This window comes from Bacillus sp. A015 (assembly GCF_053851875.1).
In genome coordinates, this window is record NZ_JBSPZB010000006.1 from 41,609 (window position 1) to 66,871 (window position 25,263).

The window sequence follows — 25,263 nt, forward strand, 5'->3', positions numbered from 1 at the left end:
CACTCTCCTTTCTTTTTTGGCAAAAATAAAAAGACCCTATCTAAGCGTCTTGAGCATGTCGTTTATATATCGTTGTAAGTTTTTCACTTGTTTTACTTGATCTACTGTTATTCGTTGTATGTCCTTGCGAAAGTTCGCAAATGTTATCGTTGGGCTACTATACGGATTGAGAGGGTTATGCTGAATTGATACGACCCTAAGATCATCCTCAAAGGTTATTCCGTCTGCAGTGTCGGCGATGACGTGGATCGTGTCACCTAACCAAAAATCTTGTTCAATTTCAAGCAATTTCGGTTCATAGATTTTTTGGAATTCTACTTCCACAGTCATTTCTGGGTAAGGATTAACATGTTTCTTTAACGCAGAAATGATGCTACCAGCTTTCTTGTATCTCTCATCTTTAATTGGTTCCGCCCAGCGTGGTTTGCCTTCTATGAGAAATTTATCTTCATCAGGATGAATATAAAGAACTGGTTCAAATACATACTCAGGCTCTTTCTCTTCATCTTTCGTTACTTCTTTACCATCTTCTGTTGTTTTGTCATCCTTTGATTTAGAGACGGAATCCACCTCTTTTTGAGCACCATATCCCCATGCACGAGTGGTACAATTCTGGGAATCTGTCGTGATTGTGATCCCAGGCATGTTATAGCGACTATCAAGCACAAAGTCTATTTTTTGGCCCATCTTTTTGTAAACATGGATTTTGTAATTATCCACGTCTAACTCTATGCCATAATCTTCGATAATTTCATCCATAAGTTCTGTGGAATTCTTCTCACCGAAGTTCTCCTGTTCCGCAGATGGAATTTCTCCATCTTTTGCATGAATGACATATTTGAAATCAGTTCCTTTGAGAGCAATATCAAGCGCTTCTTTAATGCTTAATTTCTTAGAAACTGTTTTTTCAATTCTGTTATTAATCAACAGGACGGAGAAGATATGCGCAGCTGTAACTGTTTTTGTCAGCATCCCATTCTCTTGATGAAGACTCACATTTGTAATGTAGTATTTTTGATGATTATATTTCTTTTCATCAAGATATAAAATGTTGTCCACAACCAACAGCTCAAACTCTGCGGCATTTTCTTGAGTGCGAGGCAATGTGAAACTGAATGATTTTTTACCTGTTGGATCGGCTGTAAAATCAACAGACACACCCGTTATTTCTATGACATCCTTTCCATCCTTGCTTGATACGTGAAGCTGTGGAAAATCCACATCAGACGGCAAATTTTGATTGAGTGGCATGTCCTTTCCATCGTATTCCTTGCTTGGATAATCAGGACCCGTTGGTGTTTCCGGCTCGTTTGGTTCATCTGGAACATCAGGAATATTTTCATCATCGTACTTTGTCAAATTGTATTTTTCGATGATACTGATGAGTTTTGAAGGGTAATTCATATCAGTAGCATATCCAGCTTTGAAAACGGCTTCAGTTGCCTTTTTATAATCTTTTTCGCCAACCACTGCCTTGTAACGACTCAAACGTGTATATAGACTCCCAAGATCAACTAAGCTCTCCGCATATGATGGATACTTTCTAAATTTAGCTTGTATTCTGGTGACGCTCCCTTTTTTGTCCTGCTCACTGGTCCACATTAATACGTATTTGCCGTTATAAGTTCCTTTGACTCCAAATAAGTTGTTAGCTTGTTTAGATAGACCACTTGATCCAAATCCACTCTCTAAGCACCCTTGAGCGATGACAAGGCTCGCAAGCACATTATATTTTTTATAGACTTTCTGCGCACCCGGTGCCAGTTTCTTAATGAAATCAGCCGCAGCCATGTCATCCCTCCTTATGCATAATAGAATCTTGTGTTAAAAACAATTTCAATTGCGCTTGCGTTTTGTATTTCAAAGTCGTTTCGGCCAATATCAAGTGATGGAAGTCTGCCTGATGTTTTAAGACGTTTCTTGTTAGAAACGGTGTACTGTTTAATAAAAGAAACTTCACGTGACTTAGTCAATTCATCTTCTATTTTCAGACGTTCACCGTTCGTGTGATTGATGATGGTTACACCTTTTCCCTTAGCTTTCAGCGTCACTTGGTAATCATGACGCAATGGATTGATTCTAAAATCTCCAATGTTATAGATGCTGAACGTTTTTTTGTTTTTGAATGAATACTCTAGATCGTCACGTATCTCGATATTCATTCCGGGACTCCATCGTTCACCCTCAAATGTTTGAGGATTAAGCGATGTACTTTTCGATTCAGCAGCACCCAAAACATCGGTGAATTCAACACTAAATACAACATGGTTCTTTTCTTTTTCCTTTGGAGTAGTGAAATTCCCCTCACATGTCACTAAAAACCTTCTGTTTGGAAGCAGGTCACATGAAATGTAGTATGGGAACGGTTTAACTAATAAAGCATATAATTCACTTCTATAGCTGTAGAAATTTTCAGCAATGATTGAGTTCATATATATTTCAAGCTGAATCTGTCTTTCTTTGTACTTCACATCCCGCGGATGTTGCGGCAATACAATACCGTTAATTCGTGGTAATGACACCGTCTCAAATTCTACGATTGGTGAGGCAGGTGTCAGGCTTAACGGATGGAAATGAGGAAGCAAGTCATTTAGGCTTTGTTCACCCAATCCATTGTTAAAATCAATATATAATTCCATCTACCTCACCCCACTCATAAATGCTTCTTTTCTAAAACGTTCACCTGTCGTTTGATCTAGCTTTCGACCATCCATGTAGTTGTTGCTATCTTTGGAGATTAACTGTTCAAAGCCTTTTTGCATCATTATTAATCCCTGAGACAGCAGGTCTATTTGTTGAGCCATAAGACCAATTTGCTTGTTTTGATTTTCGATCATCTGCCTCATATCAGCCCCATCTTGCTGCCTGCTCTGAGGCTTGTCTCCTTTGTTACTAATGCGATCAAGCATCTGTAAAGCAGTGGAGATCATACCATCCCCAAAACTTGGCACTCCAAGCTCTTTGCCGAGATTAGAATACAACTGCAAAGAGCGTTTACGATACTTAGGCTCAGTCGTGATTGCATATTCACGCCATCCGTTTTCACCCAGCTGTGCGATTTGATGATTGTCAATGACACCACCAGATGCATAACCGATGTAAGGTCCACCACGCGCCATAGATTTTAGTCCCGGATGATTGTAGATGCCGCCATAACGCTTGTTAAGATAGTTAATAGCCGCAACAATTTGATGTACCGGGTGTTTGATGTTCCCATAACCGGGTTTTTTATAGGCGGCAAACGTTGTCGGGATAAACTGCATAAGTCCTTGTGATGGATGCCCCGCTCTTGCATTGCTATCCCATCGGTTAACTAAGGTCGGGTTTCCACTTGATTCCTTCATCGCTATTGTTTCGAGAGCCTTTGCGTATGAGGGAGAAATACCAGTAATGCTGATAGCTTGTGCAACCCACTTTTTGACTGCAGCACTACCGCCTACACCTTTAAATGATCCCCCATCTCCTCCAAAATCACCTAACGATTTTGTTAAAAATCCTAAAGCGCCTTTTTGAATTGTCTTTAAAATACCTGTTCCAAGCCCGTCTATCCCTTTTCCAGTTTTAAACGGGATAAGACCGCCGAATATATTGCTGATGATTTTCTTTGGTCCGGCCATAACAAGATCAAACATATCTGATCCAAAATCTTTCACCTTGCCGACTACTTCACCAGCTTTTTTAACACCCTTTTTAAAGAAGTCGCCAACACCGCCTGCATAACCCGGTAATCCCTGTGAAGTGATTTTTTTGGTCTCGTCATGTGGCAAGACTGATGTTCCGCGCGGTAAATCCCAAATTTGAGGACCTCCAACGCCGACCATATATGTTCCAATACCAGGAGTGTGAGCAAGCTCATATCCTTCCTCACCAACCAGCGCACGACCGCCCGGGTGGTAGTCAGTACCTTTCGCATATGAATGCTTGGCGCCTTTCTTTTTACTTGCGTATCCTTTAGGTTTCCACTCTGGGATTGTCTTCGCATTCATGAATTCGAGAACTTTATTGATACCGCCAGTAATGGTATTGACGACACCAGCTAAATCAACAAGGAATGTATTCCATCCATCTAGCACTTCGCCAGTCTCCCAATCAACTTGATCGATATGTCCTTGTGCTTGTTTCTTTGCTTCTTTCACAACGCCCTTATGACTTTTTTCAGCTTCATTTATTGTTTTTTCTTTTTGTTTTTCCGCTGCCTTTACTGTAGCATCATGTTCTTTTTGGCTAATAGTGCCTTTGACGTAACGCTGGTCATCTGCAGCTTTTACAACAGCGTTGTATTGTTTTTCAGCATTGCTAATGACTTTGTCTTTTGCTGATTTACTATTTTTCACCGTTGCGGCAGCTTGCTTTGCAGATAAATTAGACGACTCTTCTTTTAGCTTTTTGGAGATGAGTGTTTGTTCATCCTTGCTTTTTGAAAGAGCCGTTTCAATTTCTTTGTTCATTTCCTGTGTATGTTTTTTGACTTCTTCCCACTCTTTTTTCGTCAATTCTCGATGTTCTTTAGCTGCTTTTTCATATATTTTTTTTACTTTATTCTCGTGTTTCTCTATTTCCTTTTGCTTTTTCTCATTACCTTCTTTGATGTTATTAAGAATTTTCTGTTCATCTTTACCCTTAAGGGAATCATTTTCTGCATAGAATTTCCCTAACACATCTAGAGCTTTATCAGCACTGTCTTGGTAACCTTTTTTCAACGTGCCTGCCATCTCTGAGAATTTACCTGTCATATCTTTGGCTAAATCATCTGTGATCTTTGTTTGATTTCGATAAAGGCTGTCTAGTTTTGCATTGGCTTTTGTCTCCATATCTGTATAAGCATTTATAGCTTTAGAAGTGGATACAGATACTTTATCGCCAAAATCTATTGTTGCTGGTAAGACCCGTTTTTGTAGGTTGTCATAATATTTAAACCCTGCTTCACCTAAAAGCGTGACACCCGTTATTAACATCCCTACAGGACCACCAAGCAACGATAAGCCGCCTCTGAGCGCACTTACAACACCTGCGCCTTTTTTAAGGATGTTAAACAGGCCAAAACCGCCCTTTGCAAGTTTCAAAAATCCTCCTGCGCCTTTTACGGCGTTTACTCCTGCCATGACTATACCTTTACCAAATTTAAGTATCTCAGGAAGAAAAGAGAGCGCAAGACCGCCAATCATACCCATTGGTCCACCAAACATCATTAAACCGCCGCCAGCAATTCGAGACGCACCTCCAAGACCACGCATTGTCCTTGATGTTCTTGTTGTTGTCTGATTTAAACGGCCAATTCGAGTCGTCGCTAGACCTGTATTTTGTTGTAAACGCCCCATACGAGTGGACATAACGGCTGTTGATGCTGCCGCTGTATTAATACCAGTTGCCGCAGTTCGTGAAGCAACTCCCGCTGCAGTCACTTGTGTCGCGTATACTCCTAGACTTGCTGATGATCCTCTGACAGTGCCTGTCAGATACGTGCCAGCAGTTCTAAGCACTCTCCACCCTTCGGCCATTCTAGGAATGAGACTCAATAACAATAAAGAAGCCCCACCTAAAAGACTGAAAGCTGTTACGGCTGCTCCAGTAACGGCAATTGTTTGCATAACAGAAGGAGGCAGGTGATCAAACCAATTCACAACTTTTGTTACCGCGTCTGTTGTAGCTCGAATAACGGGGATAAATTGATTCCCTAATGTAATGACTGCGTTATTTGTTGCAGATTTGAGGTATTCCATAGATCCGGCAAGGTTGTCCATTTGACCTTTTGCAACTTTTTCAGCTACACCGCCACTGTTCTCTATTTCCTTTGTGAATTTGTCGATCTTATCACCGCCTGCATGAAGCAAAGTGATAAAACCAGATAAGGCATGTTGACCAGCCAATTGTTTAGCAATACGGATTTTTTCGGTTTCTGTGTAGTTCTTCGTCTTTTCGTTAATCTGATCAATTATGTTCGATAAAGGTTTCATACGGCCGTTTGCGTCAGTAATACTAAGGCCAAGCTCATGAATCGCATTACCAGCTGGCTTTGGAGGTGCCGCAAGCCTTGTTAATGTGGATCGTAATGCGGTACCCGCCATATCCGCTTTAATTCCGCTGTTCGCCATGATACCCGTTGCGGCCGCTAACTCTTCCATGCTGACACCTGCTGTTTTTGCCGCTGGCCCCGCATATTTCATTGTCTGGCCAATCTGTTGGAGTGTGGCGTTAGAGTTTGTGAAAGTGTAAGTCATTGCATCTGCTACCCGGTTTGTATCTTCTGCAGCAATATGAAACTCCGTTAAGATGTCTGATACAATATCTGACGTTACACCTAAATCTGTTTGCCCTGCTGCCGCAGTAGCAAGCAATCCCGTCATGGCACCGATAATGTTATTTGTCTTATAACCAGCCATTGCAAGGTATTGCATGCCTTCTGCGACTTGGCTATCTGTAAATTGTGTTGATGCACCTAAATGACGCGCCGTTTCTGTGAGACGGCCCATTTCGTCATTCGATGCATTCGCTACGGCACCGACCCTGCTCATAGATTTCTCAAAGTCTGCGGCCACTTTAACCGCACCGCCAATGGCAACGGTGCCTGCTACACCGATACCTGTTAATGCCTTCCCTGCCATTCCCGCAGCAGAGTAGACAGATTGCAATTCTTCTGATACTTCCCCAGCATTCTTCTTAAAAACAGAAAAAACACCAGCTGCTTTATTGCTGGTGCTTTGCAAATGCTCAAATTCATTAGAAACCTGACGAAGCTCTTTTTCTAACTTCTGATGGACAGCGATGGACTCATTGAGTTTTCGAGCGTGAATTTGCGTTTCTCTTTTATCGCGCCCTTTTTCTCTGACCAATTGTTCATAACGTTTACGGTGCTCTTCTACTACTTTACCTTGAATACGATATTTATTGTTAAGTCCATCAACTTTGGCTTGCAATTCTTTTGCTCGATCACCGGTATTCTTATAAATCTCAGTAGCCGCTTTAAATTCAGAATTAGCAAGACGCATTTGCCTTTGAAGCCCTGTTATACCTCTATTAAAACCCGAGTCATCCAGATTGACTTTGGCGACCATATTGCCGATTGCTTGAGTCATTTATGTACCACCCCGCTTCCCTGACGAAGATTTCAAGACTTAGAATATTTGATCAATCGTCACTTCTTTTGCTTTGCTTGATTCAGCGTTCAATTCTAAGAAATGAAAAATATCCATTTGATCAATTTCATGCATCTTCCAGCCTTGCTCAAGTAATTTGGTATAGATTTTATTTAATTGATCTTTTCCGTTTTTTAAAGGCTCCTCTACGCCTTCATGTCGGGCAAAAAATCTTTTTCTTCCTGTGTTTCTGCTGCTTTAAAGCCCATGATCTCCATCATGATTTTTCTAACCGCATCCGCAATTTCAAAGGATTGAAAGCCTTCTTGAAACTGATCGAAAGTAAATTGATTCTGAAATACACGTACAATGAATTTGATTCGTTCATTCAGACTTTTAACAAGTTCTTTCGCATTATCGGCACCCGCTGCTTTTTCATCTAACTCAAATGCCTCATAAAGTGTTTTTGCGTTTGTTCTTGGCGCAATAAACGTTTTGTGTTTTTTCTCTTCTTCGAACCAAATAGAGATAGAAATTTGTTTTTGAGTCATAGTGACTCCCCCTTATTTTTTATTTTCCAATGAAAAAAGAGAGCTTTTCAGCCCTCTTAAGCACCTTTTCCAATATCAACGCTGCTGCTGTTTTCTGTTTTGTCATCTTTGTATGCATCACCAAAAACTGATTTGTAAAAAGCATCAAGATTAAAGTTTTCAGCATCTTCATCAGTGACAACCTTGAAAACGTCATCCTGCTCACGATCAACAAATTCAGCAGATAATTTAACCGTTTGGAAGTCTGTCTTTTCTTCTTTTGTCTTCCACTCATCACCTGGTAATGAAAAACGCCCTTTCACTAATCCGACATGACGAGATTTTCCATTTGCTTTAGGACCTTCAAACGTCATTGCCACCCACGGCGCAATAATGTTCTTCTTGTACAAGTACAAACCATTCTCGTCCGGCTCAATGCCTAGCAGCTTCGCGAGAATTTCCATAGGAAGATCCCGCATTTCAATTTCTAGTTTTGTAGAACCTGTAGAAACAACCAAATCAACCAGTTTGTCATCTGCATACTGCTTTTCAGTTGATGTCTCAGTTTCCACTTTCATATTGATTGCATATTCGTATTTTAAAATCTCCGTAGGCACATATAATTTACCTTGTTTCTTTAAGGGTGCAAACCGAGCGTTTTTTAAACCAGTTACTGAACTGTACTCCATAGTAATCCTCCTAGTATTATATTTTTTTCAAAACGATATCCTTTTCTGATTAACCTCTCTTTCTCTAAAAAATCAGAAATGGGTATCGTTGGGGCAAAATCTAAACGCTCCATCACATCACCAATTGCAGCCATGATGGGTTGTGGATCGGCATTATGATAAATATCTATTTGATAGGTTGCGCTATCTTGTATGGGTCTGTTATCAGCCCATTTGATCGGTTTGTAGTTGATTTCTTGCAACACGACATACGGCGGACTCGACTTTGTACCCTCTGGCACTGCAAGCTCATGGATGTCACCTTGGTCTATTAAAGACAAAAGCGCTGGATCATTCTCCAACGCTTCAAAAATGGCATTCTTGCAATAATCTGCACGCCTTATTAAATTTTGATTGATCATAGTTTACTCAACGCCTGTCGATATTTACCTGCGACTTTGCGTATAGCCTCGTCCCATTTTCCTTCTACAGTACGCGTAAAGAATTTTTGCGCAGGCTGATGTAAGGTGCCGAATTCAGGGAAATGGATTCTCCATTGAGTATCCTTCCGCGACTTCGATTTAGGCCAACCAACAGCCACATATTTCACCCCGTCACCATCAGTGCGAAGCCGGGTAATATCAAGATCATCCTGCATGTGTTTTTGGGCCTTGTCTGATCTCGGTGTATTTGGGTGAAGTTCATCTTTTATCACTGTTGCGCCAGCTGTGAGAGCTTCTTTATGCATCTTGCTGACCTTTCTTTGCATGTTGCCAATCGCATTCTCTAATTCCTCTAAGCCGTCGATTTGTAAATTAAACATCACTTCGCCGCCTTTACTCTAGCTCTAATTGTGAGGAAATGAAGTCTTGAATAATTGGGTGTAATAGATTCAATTTCGTAAGTTTTCCCTTTGAAAAGTAGTCTCATATGTTCGTCAATATCTTCACGATGACGAATGGTGAATTTGATTGTATGTTCTTTTTGAATGGCAGCTGCAGCATAATATTCAGCACCTTTTAAACCCTCTGCTTTAGCCCAACACTCAACCACGGTTTTCCAGCCATTGTCACCATCGACAGGCAAACGACTCTTTTCTTTTTTCTTTTGGAACTGAATGCGATGCCTCATGTCATTCAACATCTTTTTCACCGTCCACAACCAAGTATTTGAGTTGATTGACCATTGTTGTGAGCACCCCGTCAAGATTTGATGTCGTGCCAGATATTTGCCTGTTCTCATACCAATGTGTTGTAAATGACATGACTGCCAGCTCTGCTCGGGCTGAACTATTAGGAAATTTCAGACCCGTTGCATTCGTGATGTACTCTTTTGCTGCAGCGATAAAATGTAAAATCAAATCATCCTCCGCATCACCATCAATGCGGAGGTATTTTTTCGCTTTTTCAAGCTCTTTTTGCTCTGCCTCAGTCATCCGGCATCACCTTTATTCAGATTTTGGGTTTTCTAAAGCTTCTACTCTATTTTGCAATTCGGTGATCAAGTCTTTTACAGCTGAATTGAGATTTTCCCACATGACGCTGCCAGTACCGATAGTACGAGAATTGACAGATTTATCAGCTAGGTGTTCATTTTTAATAGTGCCTTCCTCAATTACAGCAGCTTCACCCTTATCACCTTTCGGCCCCTGCTCTCCTGGATCGCCTTTTTCTCCTTTTGGACCTTGAGGACCAGTATCACCTTTTGGTCCTTTTTCACCTTGCATCCCTTGAATGAAGAGAGGGTTTTCTTCACTGTTTCCTTTTAAATAAACAGGCGTGATAGGTTTACCGTCTTCTCCCGCCTCTGCAGATGTGTATACTCCATTACTTTCAAACAAATAATCTTTAGCCATGATAGATCAATTCCTTTCAATTTTTGTTTATTTTCCAGCGTCTACGGACTTATCTTCAGAAGGTGTTTCAACTTCTGCTTCTTCACCTACAACTAAATCAGTAACAATTACTGCGGCTTCTGGATCAACTACTTTTCCGTCAAATCGTTCAATACCTCTGAAATATGTTTGATCTGTTAGGAATGCATCTGAGCCGATGTCAGTTGATTTGATCTCGAATTTTTGACGATCAAACATAAAGTATGCATTTTTAAAATCACCGAATAGAATATGCGTTTTTTGTTTATCGTCTGTGACAATCTCGTCATACACTTCAACAGGTCTTCCGAATAAAAGGAAGCTATCCTCATTGCGTGGGTCCTCGGCTAAAATCCCGCGGCCGTTTTTATCTTCAATGTTTGCTAATGTTTCAAATGCCTCTGTATTCATGACCCATTTTGCATTTTTGCGATAGCCTCTTTTGATTTGATTTTTAACTTTTCTCAAGAACTTAATTGTAATAAGAGAAGGGGCTTTGAGAGATTTAAATTTCTTGCTTGTGATAATTCCCTCTACGTTGTTTTCTCCGCCTTTTCCATAAAAGACTTCATCATTTTCAGTTACAGTTGCAGATTCAGAGAGCCATTCAACAATCTCCCTCACAAAATTAAGGAAAGAATCATTCAATAATTCGTTTGGGATGGGTAAAAAGCCGGCAAACTTTTTGACGTTATATGTGATTTGGTCAAACTCCATATTTTTGAGTTCTTTGATCGCTTCTTTTTCAGCAATGTTGTATAACTTTCCAGCAGCTCCCTTTCTTACTGGATAGCTGCCTCCTGGTGCCGTCTTTGGTACAACCCGTACCAAGTTACGTACAGAATTTAATTCTTGAATGGACTTAATAATCTGTTTTGAAATATCATCCGGTACTGTATACCCGCCATCCTTATCATTTGTGGATGAAAGTTGTCTATTTTCTTTTAGAACTTCCTGCAGCATTTTCCGTTCTTCGTTCCCCAATTCATCATCACGGCCAGTCAAAACCTTGAACCATGCGTTTCTATATTCTTGGGTTCCTGTTAAACTGCGTTCTTCCTCAGATAAATCAGATTCAGGATCTCTTTTTTGTTCCGGTACATAATGTCTGTCTTCTTGAATGTCTGGTGCATCCAGCTCTCTTTCCTCAGACATCATTTCAATTCTTTTTTGCAGAGACTTTGCTTCATCAAGCATAGAGCGTGCTTCTTCATCTTTTCCTTCACTTATTAAATTCCTAGCTTCTTGCTTTTTCTGTGTGAACTGCTGGCGCAATTGACGTTCCTCTTTACTCATCATTACTGGCATAGATTTTCCTCCTTGATTTTGAGCATAAAAAAAGACCCACTATATAGTCAGGTCTAATAAGTCTAGTTCCAGCTCAATCCTCTTATTTGATGTGTTTTTTTGTCTTTTTAAAACTTCTACTTTTTCTAGACTTCTTTCTCCTACAACAGCTTCCGTATCGCTGTATGCAGGAGTTGTAACAAGTGAAATGTCAAAAATGCGATTGATTCGATTGATTCGGCGCTCATATAACTTTTCATCTTCATTTCTTGTCCATTCATCAGGTTCTTCATCACCTGAATGATCAAGAGAAAACGAAAAAGAACATTGATTGATCACGCCTGCTCTCAAATTCTTCATCAAATCTTGTCCGTAAGTGGTGTCTGTTGGCTCAAATCTAAATTTCAGCCCAATTGCATCAACAGTTAATTGGAGACTACCAGCGCCCGTTGAAACAGTGTTTCTTGCTAATGGATAATCAATTTTATGATTAAATAAAGCAATTACATTGGACATATCTGCTTCGTCCAACGCTCCACGGCTGATGATTTCCTTAAACCACCCAAGACGCTCAGACCATTTTTCAAATTTAAGGGCATAACCTTCTACATATTCACTTTTGTTTTCATCATCAAGTGACCTAACTTCAATTTCCGTCGTTAGCTGTCTGATTTCCTTCGGCATTATTCGGATCACCTCCTTTATGGCCTGCTTTAGCCATCTGATATTGATCTAACATATCTAAGAAAGTGTAGTTAAGTGAAACTAGATGTCTGTTTCCATCAGGAATAGCATTCTTCGATTCAAGAGCACGAATTTCATTTATATTCATAGCCCCTATTCGTTCCATAATTTCATAGAACTCAGCTCTTGATTTTGAATCACCGCGCAATTCACTATTAACATTAAATTGAACATATAACCCTTGTCCGATTTCAGCATCAGTAAACAGCTTTGTATTAATTTCTTGTTCAAAGGAAACGATCCACGGCTGTAAAGTGTTCTTCACATATTCTATAGATTGATGTTCGATATTACTGAATGTAGCGCGGTCCAATTCGTTTATCTTATGAAGAGGGACCTTGAATATGGAAGCAATTTGAGCCTTATTGAATTTCATAGACTCTACAAATTCGGCATCTTTTAGAGGCATTGAAATAGATTGATAATCAAGACCAGCATCAACAATCGCAATACTTTCACCCGCATTTACCCTTTGCCATTCTTTCCTTGCAACTTCTTTGGCTTCTGGTTGTAAAAGGGTTGGGATTTTTAAGATACCTCTTGGTGTTGCATCATTTTTGTACAATTTTGCATTAAACTTTGTTGCAGCAGATTGAGCACCAATATGTTCCCTTGCCACCTGAATTGGACTGAGGCCTACTATTCCGTCTTCCGTCATTCCTTTAAAGTGCAGAACTTCTTCCGCATGCAATTCAGCTCGTTTGTTATTGATGATTGTTTCGTACCACAATATACCTGTGTTTGGATCGAGATAAGGATGTGTATTCGCTGGATTAAGAGGGATTAATGTTTTAATATCACCTGTTTTATCTGAAAGAATCAAAGAATATGCATTTCCCCACGTACAAACATGCGTCATCATTACTTTTTTCCAAGTAAAAGCTGTCATATATTGATTGGGCTTTAAATAGAGCAATTTAAAAACAGGATGGTCACGCTCTCCTGAAATATTCTCTCCCAGCCTCCGAAACATATGGACAGATAGTTTTGCTATATCATCTGACAAAACATTGATGCAAGAAAAAACATCAGGATGTTTTAACGAGGTCGATTCACTCACTTTCTCTCCGCTTGCTGTTTTACCACCACCGAAAATATCAAACACCCATTGCGGGACCTGCGACATCCCCCAGCCACTGTCTGAATCTGCTGATCTTTTAGAGAACATACCTTCTAATAACAATTAATCACCTCCTTCGGCTCATTAAAATTGCTATAAATATAAAAAAACCACCAGTCACTAAAAGACCGATGATTTCATGTATTTTATAAGCTGCTATTGTAATAAAGATTGCCCCAGCAAAAAATACTAGGTCATTTAAGATTGAGAATAGAAAAATCATAATTTTTTTTATGATATTTTTCATTAGAATGAAAAGCCTCCTGACAAAATATACTCATTCAAATCTAAATGATCATCATTTTGACTAGCTCTCACATGAGCGTTAATGAGTGCAGCTGCTGGGTCAATACGTTGTGACGATTTTGATTTATCAAGCATGATATTCTCCTGCGCGTCAATCTTTGTCACAGCGTTACCCATCGCCCAAGTCAGAAGGTCATTATTATCATGAATGATCTTTCGCGCTTTGACTTTCTCGCGAAAATCCTTTGTCGGCTCGGACAAGGTTTGCACCCCTTGCCTAATCTCGATCATGACGTATCCATCAGCTTCCATCTGCTGCGCAAACTGCGTGGCGTTATATGGATCATAACCAATCTCTTTAATTTTCCAACCTTTTTCTTCCTCAAGTCGTTTGATATAGGCACGTATATAATCGTAATCAACGACAGCACCATCAGTAAGCGTGAGCCAGCCTTTCTTGACCCACAGATCATAAGGGACACGGTCTGTTTTCATACGCTCATGAAATGTGTCTTCCGGCATAAACCCATGTGATGTCACAAAATACATACCGTTTTCAAGTTGGAATTCAAAACTTGCAGCAGTTAAGTCGATGCGTTTTGACAAGTCGATGCCTACATAACACTCTTTACCATAAAGATCTGGAAGACTCTCATGTTTCCCGCAATCAGACCACGCTTGCATGTCCATATATCCACCATCACGCATGTTAACCCAGATGTTCATGTTTTTTGTTAAGAAATTACGCATTTTTTCTGGAACTGCAAGGGCCACTTCTAACTCTCCACGCAAGAAATTCAATCCATGTTCATTTGCGGCAACAATCGGATTTGCTTTAATCCAATTTCGTTCATCTTTGATGTCATCATCTGGATCAAGTTCATTAATCATGACAAAATATTGATCGTTTGTTTCTACATTGTTTGGATCAACAATTTTAGAAACATATTGGTACTCTACTCGGTACGCAGGATTATTTAATTCAAATCCAGCTGTCGTAATAATCATCATGAGTGGTTGTGTTCTTGTTGCCATCCCTGATGATAAAACATCATAGATTTCTGATGTTTTATGTGCGTGATATTCCACTTTGTTATCGTAAAGGCTTTTTATCCTTTACTTCTTACAGTTTCCTGCAAGGTCAGCATACATTTTCACCTTTAACTAAATAGTAAGGTGTCAACCACTCGTGGGGGCATTTTTGCTCTCTTAGCGCTCAACCCCTATGCGTTACGGTGGCGAGTGATGTTCTCGCTTACCACGGTATTATCATGAACCATTCTTTAAATATTCAGTAACAGTAGTCCTGTGTAGACCCAACTTTTCTGCGATATCCTTATTCATCAATCCTATATTTTTTAATTCGAAAACTTTATCTATAATCATTTGTTTTCGCTGGTTATAAAGGTCAGATGTCATTCTAACATAAGTCGTTTTCGAGATACTATGTTTCTTCATTATCTCATCTTTGGTCAAACCCTCTAAAAAATCTTTTCGTACATTTTCTTTTCTCTCTTGTATAATTTTTTTTGAGGTGTCAATTCGTTTTCTCTCATCGCGTTTTGTTTTCATCTTTATATCTTTATCAGTTTTAATTTTTTGTTCAATTTTGATTTGAAGATCTTCCCTTACCCAATACCAATTAACACCATTAATAATTTTATTTATTGTTGATAATTCAACTCCAAATACCTTTGCTATTTCGCTTTGTTTTTTGCCCTCTAAAAACAATAATTTCATTACCTCTATGTCTTTCTTGTTGAACAAATCACTAGCGCCTCTGTTAGATAGCGTGATTTTCTCAACGAAATCTTTTGAATGCTTTCTACCATACATAGGATTTCCGTTTCCTCGACGAGTTTCTTTTAATTGTTCGGAAAATTTCTTATTGGCATTTCCACCACTCTCAAGGTTATAACCTCTTTTTCGGTTCATAGAATCTCTATTATTAATGAGTTGCCGTTCTTGTAAGTCTAATTCTTCTATTGGACAGAAAACTTCAATAGCGAAAACAAAATTATCTTCTCCAAATTTATTAAACTCTCGTTGCAAATAAGTATTATGGTGTTTACCTTTTTTTAATAAGTATTTATGGTCATTTAATCTTCTTTTCACATTAACTGATTGTCCGATATAAATTTTACTGTTACACATATTTGTTATTGAATAAATTCCCGATTTCATAAGGTCTCTCCAATTACTATGATACCTTTACTTTATCGTTAATGTATCAATAAATAAAGAATATGGTTTTTAGACTTCACCGTTTTTGGTTGATTTTCACTAACTTATTTCTAAGTTAGGCGACAAATTTTTCATCGATAATGCCGCACTGCGGGTTAAAACCGTCTCCTGTCTTCCCAGCATCTTTAGATAATGCCTCAATCTTTGACAACGTTTTAAGATGTTCTATTTGACCATAGGCTACACGGTACTTTTGTTCAGGCACATTAAGCAATTCGCACTGGCTGATTTGAGCTTTAATTTCATTCCAACATATTTTGGCTTGCTCAGTTTTTGTTGCACCAATATACACCTCAGACATGTATTCATCGTTTGCAAATGCCTCGTACGACCCCACACAAGCAAGGCTTTGTGTCTTGGCATTTTTCCGGCCGACTTGCCAGTAAGCTTTTTTGAATCTCCTGTATCCCGTGTCTTTATGTACCCAACCGTAAATATTACCAAAAATAAAAATCTGAATGGGTTCAGGTACAATATTTTCACCTTGCAAAGGACCCTTTGTATGTTTAAATTGTGTCATCCAGAATAGGAATCGCCTTGCCTTCTCGTCATCAAAGAAATAGGGGAAATCTGCTGTTCCTTCTCTTTCAATATCTTTTAAAAAGCGTTCACAGGCCCATTTGTGTTTTTGGCACGCCAATATTTCCCCTGATAGCACATCACGGGAATAATCAATCATAAATTGTTTAATAGTCATACATTAAACTCCTTTTCTGCTGCCGTCTTTTCTCTGATCTCCTGTGTTTTGGTGATAGCCAATTTTGCGCGCGCTGATGGAGTGAGACCAAAATCATTTGCAGCTGACTTCATTTGATCAAAAAAGTTTTTCTGCCGTTTCAATAAAGGATGTTCTTCTCCAATTAATTCAATTGGATTCCCCCCTTCATCAAAACCTTCTTTATGAACCATGAGGCCATCTTCTTCGATCACTTTAGTTATTGAAATGTATTGTGAATATGCATTACAATAGGCGGCCAACATGCTGATATCTGCCTCCGTTATAATGTCCACTTCCTTTAATAGCCCGGCAATCCGTTTGAATTCCTTTTTAGCAACCTTATCTAACCAGGATGGAGGTTTAATAATGTTTGATCGCATTTTCATTTTCTGTTCTTGTTCGGCGCGCATGGCTAATTCATCTGTGTTTTTCTTATTTGGATTGCCCTGTATTAATTGAAGCGTTGCGGATTTTGCAGGTCTAGGCATATTTTTCACCTCATTCCGTTTCGAATTTTAAAATTTATGCTTGTTTTTGATCAATTTCGTTGCTATGATCGAATTAACAACAAAACCAGTCGTACCAAGCCCTCTCGGCATTTTCGCCGAGAGGGTTTTCTGTTTTTCGGAAACTTTGAAAAGCGGTGTTTGTTTGCAGACGACGGCTCACCGATCTTCACGAAGCCGTTTTCTAGGGATTTAACACCGGGGGGTACTATGACCCTCGCTTGCCATGAACCTTGTTGTGACAGCTATTACACATGCTTTCGAGGTTATTTATATCTAATCGTTTGTTCCAATCCTGTTTTAGCTCCACTATGTGATGAACCGTGACAGCAGGAACGACACGATCTAGTTTTAAACAGCTTTGACAAAGGTAATTGTCTCGCATTAGAACAAGTTGTCTTGTCTGTTTCCATTCTCTTGATTTATAAAAACTTGTTGATTGTTTATCTCGAACATGTTTGTTGTAATACTTTGCTTCCTGCTGCTTACCATCAGCATGAGCAGGACAATAACCATCCCTTGTTAACTCCCTACACCCTCGCACCTTACACTCTCTCAATGGTTTAGGTGGCATCTAATTCACCAGCTTTTCTCTCATCTATCATTGCAAACAAAACAAAGGCATGAAGATGCCCTACTTTCTGCACGGCATAAAACTCCCTGTACTCCCTTTGATATGATGCTAGATAGGATCGAACTTCTTCATAGGTCATAGTCTGGCTGACATGTAGGAGGCTGTCTATAGCTTGCCTATCCCTCACACCATAAGACCCAAGCATCCCTAACCCCCTGATAATCTCCCCATCCGCCCATACGCATCCCCTTTTATTAAGGGCTTTAAGACCGTTATACAATTGGTCTGTCCTTATTACGTGTCCAATTGCTGTGTTAATGATTAGTTCCCTGAGTGAGTTGCCCACGTTGTGTCCCTCCCCAAAATAAAAAGCACCCCGAAGGATGCCATTAGTATTTAAACTTTTTATTTATTGAATTTTTTAAGCTCAATATACTTGTTTTCAAGTTGCTCAAAAGTTTTATGAAATATAAGACAAAACTGTTCAATCTCCTCAAAAGCTTCATAATAGTTTATGTGTTTTTTTACCTTACCCGACGTTGTCATTTTTTTATTTAATGAGGTACGAATTTCTTTTGCCTTTTCAGCAGATTCATAATCGAGAACACTCATGTAAGCGGCCCTATCTTGAAATATAAGCTCAGTAAATTCTGGAATTAAATAAGATTGTTTACTTAAAAAATTTTCACGTTCATCATTATCAAAATTTCTTGACATTTCTAACCCACCATATGCCAAGGTTTGATAATTAAAATATTTCCTTATTAATTCTTGACAAGTCTCCATTTTAATGTGTACCGTTTGCAAAAATAATTCCCTATCTCTATGGTTTAATTGCATTCTAATACCATAATAAGTTATTCCCCCACCTAAAACCGCACCAGTGAAACCTATTATTCCAGCCCACATTGTTTCCTTCTCTTCAAAAAACAAATTCAATAATCCTGTGTAAATTATAAGGTCACCTAATAATAAAGAAATAATAACAATAAAGAATACAGTATTTGAATACATACTCGACTTTTTCATTTCTAAAAACCTCCTGTCTTTATATCGACAGAAATCAGAAAATTGCAATTAAAAAACGTCCCTTTAAAGGAGACGTTCTCAATCTTAATTTTCACCCAATACCATCATAACTTCTCTCAGACAAAATGCTTTGCCAAGATCGTGCCAAAAGTGTGCCATTTTTATGCTAAATTAACTTCTTACAGGAAATTTAATATCTGTAAGGAATTTTTGATCGATTGATTTCTATTCTCTTCAAATCATATGTATTTGTTGTCAAAAAACTCTTTAATCCTTCTTCAGATATATCCATTTTGTTTTTTGGACCAATAGTTATTCCTCTAATTACATTCTTATTGAAGCTTAATTTAACGTATGGAATAAATGCACCATTCATAATCCGATGTTTAATAGGAATACCTTTTGTTTTTGTGAAAAGTACAATTCTCCACTCTTCTTCTTGTTGAAAACACGAATCTTTAAAAAATGAAGCCATTACTTGAAAGGCAATATGCATATTTACTAGGTTTATTTCATATTCTTCGGCGCTTTGTTCATGGTTAAATAAGAAATGTTCAACATAAATATCAGCTAACTCACTTAAAGCCACAATATGTTTTTCCTCGTCATATATAACTTTTGATTTAAAAACAACAGCTTCTCCTAAGTTATCATCTTCTTGGATATATTCTGAAAATCTTAAAAATTCAGGGTCAAATTTAATGTTATACCCATCATCTTTTGAATAATTTGACCATAATAAATTTGAATCTTTGTTTGTGGATAATGATAAAACAAATGTTGGTGCAAACTTTTTTTGAAAAGATTCTTTTATTTTGTCAAGTAAAGCATTAACATTTGGATGCTCTTTTAACTCATCAGATAATTCGGCTTTAATTTTTTTTTCAATTAGATCCAATAAAATATTTTCAGAATATAAGCGCTCTGTTTTATCATTTAAAAAATCGGTATGGGACACCCATACCTCTTTGCCATCCATTATGCCTTCTAGTCCATAAACACTAGTATAATGATACAACGGTGGTATATCTGTTTGTGGGTCAAGGTGTTTAGAGATTAAATCATTAACTTCATCATAATTCATGCAAACCATCCTTTTTTATTTTCATATCGGTTTTTTCTTTTTTTTCTAAAGAAAAATAGAGGTTTTTCAGTCTGTATTTTCTCATACAAACAAATTAGTAGATTGATTTATCAATAAAATTTTACAAATTCACACAATCCACCAATAAACCTATTTATTAGGGTGTCTAACTCAGGGAATCATTAAAAACAGACAGGAACGTCTTACATCAATTAAAAAAGCACCCCGAAGGATGCTTTTATTTACTAAATATTAGCCTATAAACCATTTTTTTGTTTCGAATATTTTCCTTAAACTTTGATCTGTCTAATGAATAGACATACCATTTGTCATGTTTTTCTGAAAAATTAACCAACTCGGTTTTAACAATGTCAGGAAAACTGTATGTATACTCCTCTTTGGTTTCTGGATTTTCCAAATGAACGAGCAAAAGAGCACCTGATTTTGTATCAAGTAGATCATGACCTTTTATTCTATGGTTTATACTTTCATCAAAACCTGGAATATCAGGTTCATAACTAAGTTGAACTTTGCTATAACTTTTTAAGCAACTAATTAAACTTTGATCAAATTCCAATTGTATCACCTCCATATAATTAAAATCGGCAAAAACATAGTAATGTTTAACAAATATACAAAATTATTCATAAAATCAATTAACAATTTTTTAAATGGTTTTACTTTAGATATAGCGACTCAACCTATATCTATCAATCTCAACGGAAGCCGCTATCGATTTATCACCTAATATCATCATAACCGCTCTCGCGCAAAACGCTTTGCTAAGATCGTGCCAATAATGTGCCATTTTCAAATTAAAGTCCAAATTGACCCATTGACTCATCAATTCTCTTTTGCTTCTCCATACTACGCTGCTTAGCTTTTTCACTTAGAAATACATCATCAAATCTTGAAGTTTTATAAGTATATGCCTTCTCGACATTTAATTTGGGTTTCAATATATTAATTATGTAAGTTTCATAGATGTCTCTTTCTGTTTCGTCATCGCAGAAGAAACCACTCACTTCGTCAAAGTTATGAGCCACATCTTTTAGCGATGTTGTCCCTGCGAAATGACCTTTCACTCTTCCTCTCAATTCTTTCGCCTTACCAACATACAAAACGTCATCGTTACATCCAAAGATGATATATATCCCGCTCCGATTCGGGATGTTGTGCAGTTCATCCTTTTTAAAACTGAATATCATTTGAGGAATTTCAATCTTTATAGACATCAATATTTCTCTCCTTATCACTACACCATAACACATAGTGTGTTGTACTCGTAGAATCGCTGAAATCCTTGTCACATAAAGCTTTCTCTAAATCTCTTTAATGACTGCACTCTTTGATATTTTTTGGTGCAGATATATCTAAAAAAAATTATATCTTAAACTTCATCATTGCGGAATCCATGTTGTCTTGGTTGATTCCGATGTATCTCAATGTGATATCTGGGCTGGCATGATTGAATATTTCTTGAAGCATTGCCACGTCCTTTGTCTGTTTATAAAAATGGTAGCCGAAGGTCTTCCTTAATGTGTGCGTGCCTATTTCAGTAATGTTCACTTGTTCAGCTGCTTCTCTAAGAATGCGATATGCCACCGATCTATCTATTGCTTTGTTTTCCCCTTGCCTGCTTTTAATCACGTATGATCCGTCTTTTAGGTCCTTAGCATAGGCAATCAATTCATTTCTAACTGATGGCGGTATACGAATTCTCTTTTGCTTCTTTGTTTTTGTTTCTCTGAGGACCAGATGTGTTTTCAGCAAATCTTCTTTTTTGACCTTGAGGATATCAGATATCCTTAAGCCTGTACTGATCCCCAATATGAACAATATATAATTCCTTCGGTTTTTCCTTTTTAGATAAGCCTTCATTTGCTCCACCTTTTCAAAGTCTCTTATCGGCTGAACAAAATTCATGACTTGTCCCCCTTGTACACTTCTTCTCTAAGCGTGAAGGCTAAACGGTAAAAGGCTTTATTTTTGAATCGGTAATAGTTCCGCTGGCTGAGACCCATTTCCGCATAAATTTCATAGTCGTACATTTCTTCGTCTTGCATGTAAAGCGTGACCAAGATGCGTCGCTCTCTTTGGGTAAGGCGATTAATGCCTCTTTCAATTCGCTTCATGAATTGATCACGCTCAATCTCCCAATCCATCTTTTTAAGAGCTGCACCCTCGGTCGATGAATGAAACTGATTGGAAAAGCTAGGCGGCGTAATGGTATATGTTGTTGTGATCTTTGGAAGAAAGTCTTCTGGCGTTTGCAACCTAAGCATTTTATATTTCCCCATCATCTTTTCCATTTTGAATCTTGTTTTTTCCTCGTCGATCTGCGGAATGTCTAAACTTGTTTGATTCATGATAATTCCCCCTTTATTTTCTCCGCATGGCCCCGCCTTTGGCTCTTTTTAACCGCTGCATGTTTTGCCCCATCAGCTCTTTTAAATCTCTATCAGTGAGCTTTTGCGTGTTCTTTTTGGGCTTTTCCTTCTTCATGTTCATCCTCCTTTCCGACAAATAAAAAACGGACACCAACCAGCACCCTTAAAAGGTGTTGATCAGTGTCCGCAGGCTCTCCGTCTTGGACGTACTGTTATTCAATATGAATTGTTTTTTCATATAAATCATCTTTTTTTAGAAGCATAGTTTTCTCACATGAAATATAATCTTTATGATCTCCTACTAAGAATGAATTCTTATCTATAAGATGAATCAAATACCATTTGTTTTTTTCATCATCTTCCCAGTACAGCACTTTATTTGTATACCAATTTAAAAGATGTGAAACAGGCTTCATTATAAAAGGCACTGGCAATGTTGTTATAAATAAAATTACCACTATAGCTATTATACCTTCAAATGTCCCACCAATATCAAATTCTAAAACCATATTATAAAATCCAGAATAACAACATAGCAGACATACAATAAATAGAAGAATAATTATTAATTTCGACCATTTTTTTGATGTTATTATTTGTACAAGTTTATTTTCTTTGTTTGTATACATAAAAAGAATTAAAAACCATATAAATTCCGCTACGATTGCCATCCAAAATATGAAATTTCCGCTTAATTTTATTTTTGAAGATTTAAATAATGTTGCAAAAAAATATATAATAAATGCCCATAGTAATAGCTGAAATATATACTTAACAGCATTAAAAACAAATAATTTTTCTTTTGAAAAAAACTTTCTTTCAACTAATCCTGCTGAAAAAAAAGAAACTGGCTTAAAAGCACTAAGAAAAAAGAAAATAGACAATACGATACCCGGAATTTTAAAAAACTCATTCATTCCCTTTAAAATTTCTTTTAATTCCATTTTTTTCTCCTTTTTGATTTTTTTGGTATGGTGAAGCGTGGAAAATTTTAAATATTAAAGTTAATTATACAAAAAAACACTTGAAAAAAGGCGCTATTTTATCAATTATTTAGCATTTTCCTTCTTCATGGCTACTCCTTTCTGACAAAAAGAAAACGGACACCAACCAGCACCCTAAAAAGGTGTTGATCAGTGTCCGCAGGCTCTCCGTCTTGGACTTATTTAATCTTCTAATGGAATGTCGATTCCGTAATTCTCTCCAAAATCTTCAATGTACTCTTTCAGAAAATCATCTAACTTAGAGTGGAAAAGCATGTCATCTTCCACACCGTTAATGAATCTCTCTATGTTTTTTTCATTAAGCTCTAATTCTGATAAACCTTCTCCATTCTCTAACTGGAATTTAAAGAAAGTCCTAAATGCTTGTCTTGGATCAATATTCATATTCATTCTCCTCGTTTTGTTTTTAAAGTACGGTCAATCTGCTCACCTATTGTAATTAAAACGGAATCAACCTTTGCAGTCGTTAATAAAAACGATTTCCTAAGAATGTGTATCTTGTCCGCTAGAGTTTTGGCTGTTCCAGCTGAATTTCAAATTTCTTTTTCGTAATTCATTTGATATTGAATTTAACGGACTCAAAGGTGCCGATGTATTTTTTCTTTTCTGAATCCGTGTAGCAATCAAGCTGGATCACGTATGTTCCTTTTCCGGTACGCTTGCGGATTTCTTTAACACTAAACGACTTTAGAGGCGTTGACGCTTTGAAGCTACCTCTTTGTACAAGGTTCGTATCAGTTAGCCCGCCACCGCTTCGCTTTTTATAAACGCCAGCGGTGTAGTAGATCGTGCTCGATCCTTTCTTTTCCGCTCTCCAATCGACCGTTTTTGCACCTGCATAGTAATTGGTATCATCGGTGAAAGCTCGCGCTTGGTGACCATATCCCTCCGTTTGCCAGTTTGACCATACCGCTTGAGCAGACGGCGCATAAAGCACCGCCGCAATAATAATAGTTAGTGTGATTAGTAGTTTTTTCATTTGTCATCCCTCATTTCGTTCATTTCATATATCTCTATTTCCGCACTGTGAGGACTTCTTAAGTCATCGTCTGCATGCTCCAACACTTTTAACCCTTCAATCTTTTCAAGAGCATATGACACATCTAGTCCACTCGATGCTGTCTTTTCAACCTCATCAAGAACATCATCTAAGACATCTTTCGAAAAATCTTCTGGAACCTCAATAAGCATGCTGCGGTGGTATTTTAGTATCTCTTCTATTTCTAGTTTGATTTTTTTAGTTTTCATCGTGCTTCCTCCTTTAGTGATTGCATATCAACGTTTAAGACCTGTAGCATCCAAAGAAGAGTAGCCATTCCGGCAACAGCTTCTTTATCCGCTCCATTCGAACGAACTCCTCTTTCTCCAAAGTCGTTCATTCGCTCAATGATTTGATTTTGTTGCTTTTTATTGAGCTTCACTCCGCGCCCTCCAATAGATCAGGATTTTGATAGATGTTGCCGATGACTTCGATATGCTGATGTTTGTTGAAATACTCATGAGCATTCCAAACTCCTAACATGTAGCAGCCCTTATGCATACACACCTTTCGCATGATTGGATCAACATCACCGTGCAATCGGAGTGACCCTTGAACTACATCCCCCTCATAAATATCAACGTTGTTCTTATCTCTCAATCCAGTAAACTCCATTTTGTGACAGCTAGGATAATAATCAAATTGATCGCTAGCCTCGGCATAGTTTGGAATGGAATAAGGAATTCCCCCCGGTGTCAAACCTACTCCATAGACCATTTCTTGAGCATTCTCATCCCAAACACGGAATTTAGTATTTCGCATCAAACATTCTCCTTCCAGTGAGGGTAATCTTCAAACTCTCCTATATGCTCATCATGTGATGCGGCATACTCCTTTTTTGTCATGTCCCAGCATCCTTTACACATGCTTGAGCCGATGTCACCCATAAAAGGTGAAGGGCGTACTTTGTTTGATAGTTCATCGCAGTAATCACACAAGCCGCCATTATGAAAATCAAGCTCGATCTTTGCTAGTTGCTCATCGCTTATTTCAACTTGTCCGATTGGTTCCTCGCAGAAAGTATGTGTTTCTACTAATTCAGGCACGCCACTAAACGCTTTATGCTGGCTTTTTTCGCCCGCTCCAAGATCAATTACGAGTCTGTCGTCAATCAAATATAGTGAGTAGTTCATA

The 25,263-nt window shown here is 38.1% G+C and carries 32 protein-coding genes and 2 pseudogenes; all 34 read right to left on the reverse strand.

Annotation, left to right across the window (positions count from 1 at the left end; all coding sequences use genetic code 11):
• Positions 1–36: 36 nt before the first annotated feature.
• A complete protein-coding gene (locus ACSLGF_RS07175) occupies positions 37–1,791 on the reverse strand; it encodes a phage tail protein (protein ID WP_456003858.1) in 1,755 nt (584 codons plus the stop codon).
• A gap of 11 nt (positions 1,792–1,802) precedes the next feature.
• The gene (locus ACSLGF_RS07180) at positions 1,803–2,639 is read right to left on the reverse strand and encodes a phage tail domain-containing protein (protein WP_456003861.1); all 837 of its coding nucleotides are present in this window, start codon (positions 2,637–2,639) and stop codon (positions 1,803–1,805) included.
• Entirely contained in the window at positions 2,640–7,073 is a 4,434-nt protein-coding gene (locus ACSLGF_RS07185) for a phage tail tape measure protein (protein ID WP_456003864.1), read from the reverse strand.
• A 206-nt stretch (positions 7,074–7,279) separates the two neighbouring features.
• Positions 7,280–7,624, reverse strand: coding sequence for a phage tail assembly chaperone G (gene gpG / locus ACSLGF_RS07190; RefSeq protein ID WP_456003867.1), 345 nt, complete (start codon positions 7,622–7,624; stop codon positions 7,280–7,282).
• A gap of 56 nt (positions 7,625–7,680) precedes the next feature.
• Positions 7,681–8,292: a major tail protein gene (locus ACSLGF_RS07195; protein WP_017358184.1), complete on the reverse strand. Its 612-nt coding sequence runs from the start codon at positions 8,290–8,292 to the stop codon at positions 7,681–7,683.
• On the reverse strand, positions 8,274–8,693 hold the full coding sequence (gp17, locus tag ACSLGF_RS07200) for a tail completion protein gp17 (protein ID WP_456003870.1): 420 nt from the start codon (positions 8,691–8,693) through the stop codon (positions 8,274–8,276). Before gp17 ends, ACSLGF_RS07195 begins: the two co-directional genes overlap by 19 nt.
• Positions 8,690–9,094, reverse strand: coding sequence for an HK97-gp10 family putative phage morphogenesis protein (locus ACSLGF_RS07205; RefSeq protein ID WP_456003871.1), 405 nt, complete (start codon positions 9,092–9,094; stop codon positions 8,690–8,692). Before ACSLGF_RS07205 ends, gp17 begins: the two co-directional genes overlap by 4 nt.
• Entirely contained in the window at positions 9,094–9,414 is a 321-nt protein-coding gene (locus tag ACSLGF_RS07210) for a phage head closure protein (RefSeq protein ID WP_456004116.1), read from the reverse strand. The genes ACSLGF_RS07205 and ACSLGF_RS07210 overlap by 1 nt, the downstream gene beginning before the upstream one ends.
• Positions 9,404–9,706 carry a head-tail connector protein gene (locus tag ACSLGF_RS07215; RefSeq protein WP_456003874.1) on the reverse strand — a complete coding sequence of 101 codons (303 nt, stop codon included), beginning with the start codon at positions 9,704–9,706 and terminating at the stop codon, positions 9,404–9,406. Before ACSLGF_RS07215 ends, ACSLGF_RS07210 begins: the two co-directional genes overlap by 11 nt.
• A 12-nt stretch (positions 9,707–9,718) precedes the next feature.
• Positions 9,719–10,126, reverse strand: a complete 408-nt coding sequence (locus ACSLGF_RS07220; RefSeq protein WP_456003877.1) for a collagen-like protein — start codon at positions 10,124–10,126, stop codon at positions 9,719–9,721.
• Between the two features lie 27 nt (positions 10,127–10,153).
• The gene (locus ACSLGF_RS07225) at positions 10,154–11,452 is read right to left on the reverse strand and encodes a phage major capsid protein (protein ID WP_456003880.1); all 1,299 of its coding nucleotides are present in this window, start codon (positions 11,450–11,452) and stop codon (positions 10,154–10,156) included.
• A gap of 39 nt (positions 11,453–11,491) precedes the next feature.
• On the reverse strand, positions 11,492–12,115 hold the full coding sequence (locus tag ACSLGF_RS07230; protein ID WP_003216716.1) for an HK97 family phage prohead protease: 624 nt from the start codon (positions 12,113–12,115) through the stop codon (positions 11,492–11,494).
• Positions 12,078–13,358, reverse strand: coding sequence for a phage portal protein (locus ACSLGF_RS07235; RefSeq protein ID WP_456003883.1), 1,281 nt, complete (start codon positions 13,356–13,358; stop codon positions 12,078–12,080). The genes ACSLGF_RS07230 and ACSLGF_RS07235 overlap by 38 nt, the downstream gene beginning before the upstream one ends.
• A gap of 4 nt (positions 13,359–13,362) precedes the next feature.
• Positions 13,363–13,542 carry a hypothetical protein gene (locus ACSLGF_RS07240; RefSeq protein WP_456003886.1) on the reverse strand — a complete coding sequence of 60 codons (180 nt, stop codon included), beginning with the start codon at positions 13,540–13,542 and terminating at the stop codon, positions 13,363–13,365.
• A pseudogene (locus ACSLGF_RS07245) lies at positions 13,542–14,627 on the reverse strand (terminase large subunit); the annotation flags it as partial. The gene ACSLGF_RS07240 and the pseudogene ACSLGF_RS07245, both read right to left, overlap by 1 nt.
• Positions 14,628–14,810: 183 nt before the next feature.
• Complete coding sequence (locus ACSLGF_RS07250; protein ID WP_456003888.1) at positions 14,811–15,725, reverse strand: GIY-YIG nuclease family protein; 915 nt, start codon at positions 15,723–15,725, stop codon at positions 14,811–14,813.
• A gap of 130 nt (positions 15,726–15,855) precedes the next feature.
• Positions 15,856–16,482, reverse strand: a pseudogene (locus ACSLGF_RS07255) (terminase large subunit domain-containing protein); the annotation flags it as partial.
• Positions 16,479–16,991 (reverse strand): phage terminase small subunit P27 family, encoded by a 513-nt coding sequence (locus tag ACSLGF_RS07260; RefSeq protein ID WP_456004117.1) that lies wholly within the window; start codon positions 16,989–16,991, stop codon positions 16,479–16,481. The gene ACSLGF_RS07260 and the pseudogene ACSLGF_RS07255, both read right to left, overlap by 4 nt.
• Before the next feature lie 226 nt (positions 16,992–17,217).
• The gene (locus ACSLGF_RS07265) at positions 17,218–17,583 is read right to left on the reverse strand and encodes an HNH endonuclease (protein WP_456003891.1); all 366 of its coding nucleotides are present in this window, start codon (positions 17,581–17,583) and stop codon (positions 17,218–17,220) included.
• Positions 17,573–17,929, reverse strand: coding sequence for a hypothetical protein (locus tag ACSLGF_RS07270; RefSeq protein ID WP_456003894.1), 357 nt, complete (start codon positions 17,927–17,929; stop codon positions 17,573–17,575). The genes ACSLGF_RS07265 and ACSLGF_RS07270 overlap by 11 nt, the downstream gene beginning before the upstream one ends.
• Positions 17,930–17,988: 59 nt before the next feature.
• Positions 17,989–18,612, reverse strand: a complete 624-nt coding sequence (locus tag ACSLGF_RS07275; RefSeq protein WP_456003897.1) for a hypothetical protein — start codon at positions 18,610–18,612, stop codon at positions 17,989–17,991.
• 190 nt (positions 18,613–18,802) lie between these two features.
• Positions 18,803–19,696: a DUF2971 domain-containing protein gene (locus ACSLGF_RS07280; RefSeq protein WP_456003900.1), complete on the reverse strand. Its 894-nt coding sequence runs from the start codon at positions 19,694–19,696 to the stop codon at positions 18,803–18,805.
• A 238-nt stretch (positions 19,697–19,934) separates the two neighbouring features.
• Positions 19,935–20,273 carry a hypothetical protein gene (locus ACSLGF_RS07285; RefSeq protein WP_456003903.1) on the reverse strand — a complete coding sequence of 113 codons (339 nt, stop codon included), beginning with the start codon at positions 20,271–20,273 and terminating at the stop codon, positions 19,935–19,937.
• Positions 20,274–20,511: 238 nt separating this feature from the next.
• Complete coding sequence (locus ACSLGF_RS07290; RefSeq protein WP_456003906.1) at positions 20,512–20,931, reverse strand: nucleotide excision repair endonuclease; 420 nt, start codon at positions 20,929–20,931, stop codon at positions 20,512–20,514.
• Between the two features lie 148 nt (positions 20,932–21,079).
• A complete protein-coding gene (locus ACSLGF_RS07295; RefSeq protein ID WP_456003908.1) occupies positions 21,080–21,622 on the reverse strand; it encodes a site-specific integrase in 543 nt (180 codons plus the stop codon).
• Positions 21,619–22,065 carry an ArpU family phage packaging/lysis transcriptional regulator gene (locus ACSLGF_RS07300; RefSeq protein WP_456003910.1) on the reverse strand — a complete coding sequence of 149 codons (447 nt, stop codon included), beginning with the start codon at positions 22,063–22,065 and terminating at the stop codon, positions 21,619–21,621. The genes ACSLGF_RS07295 and ACSLGF_RS07300 overlap by 4 nt, the downstream gene beginning before the upstream one ends.
• A gap of 13 nt (positions 22,066–22,078) precedes the next feature.
• Entirely contained in the window at positions 22,079–22,201 is a 123-nt protein-coding gene (locus tag ACSLGF_RS07305; RefSeq protein ID WP_456003912.1) for a hypothetical protein, read from the reverse strand.
• Positions 22,202–22,298: 97 nt separating this feature from the next.
• Positions 22,299–23,030, reverse strand: coding sequence for a hypothetical protein (locus ACSLGF_RS07310; protein ID WP_456003914.1), 732 nt, complete (start codon positions 23,028–23,030; stop codon positions 22,299–22,301).
• A gap of 222 nt (positions 23,031–23,252) precedes the next feature.
• A complete protein-coding gene (locus ACSLGF_RS07315; protein WP_456003916.1) occupies positions 23,253–23,474 on the reverse strand; it encodes a hypothetical protein in 222 nt (73 codons plus the stop codon).
• Positions 23,475–23,643: 169 nt separating this feature from the next.
• The gene (locus tag ACSLGF_RS07320; RefSeq protein ID WP_456003918.1) at positions 23,644–24,069 is read right to left on the reverse strand and encodes a hypothetical protein; all 426 of its coding nucleotides are present in this window, start codon (positions 24,067–24,069) and stop codon (positions 23,644–23,646) included.
• Positions 24,066–24,338, reverse strand: a complete 273-nt coding sequence (locus tag ACSLGF_RS07325; RefSeq protein WP_456003920.1) for a hypothetical protein — start codon at positions 24,336–24,338, stop codon at positions 24,066–24,068. Before ACSLGF_RS07325 ends, ACSLGF_RS07320 begins: the two co-directional genes overlap by 4 nt.
• Entirely contained in the window at positions 24,335–24,511 is a 177-nt protein-coding gene (locus tag ACSLGF_RS07330) for a hypothetical protein (protein ID WP_186316280.1), read from the reverse strand. The genes ACSLGF_RS07325 and ACSLGF_RS07330 overlap by 4 nt, the downstream gene beginning before the upstream one ends.
• Entirely contained in the window at positions 24,508–24,891 is a 384-nt protein-coding gene (locus tag ACSLGF_RS07335) for a YopX family protein (RefSeq protein WP_456003922.1), read from the reverse strand. The genes ACSLGF_RS07330 and ACSLGF_RS07335 overlap by 4 nt, the downstream gene beginning before the upstream one ends.
• Positions 24,891–25,262, reverse strand: coding sequence for a hypothetical protein (locus ACSLGF_RS07340; RefSeq protein ID WP_456003924.1), 372 nt, complete (start codon positions 25,260–25,262; stop codon positions 24,891–24,893). The genes ACSLGF_RS07335 and ACSLGF_RS07340 overlap by 1 nt, the downstream gene beginning before the upstream one ends.
• Position 25,263: the final 1 nt, after the last annotated feature.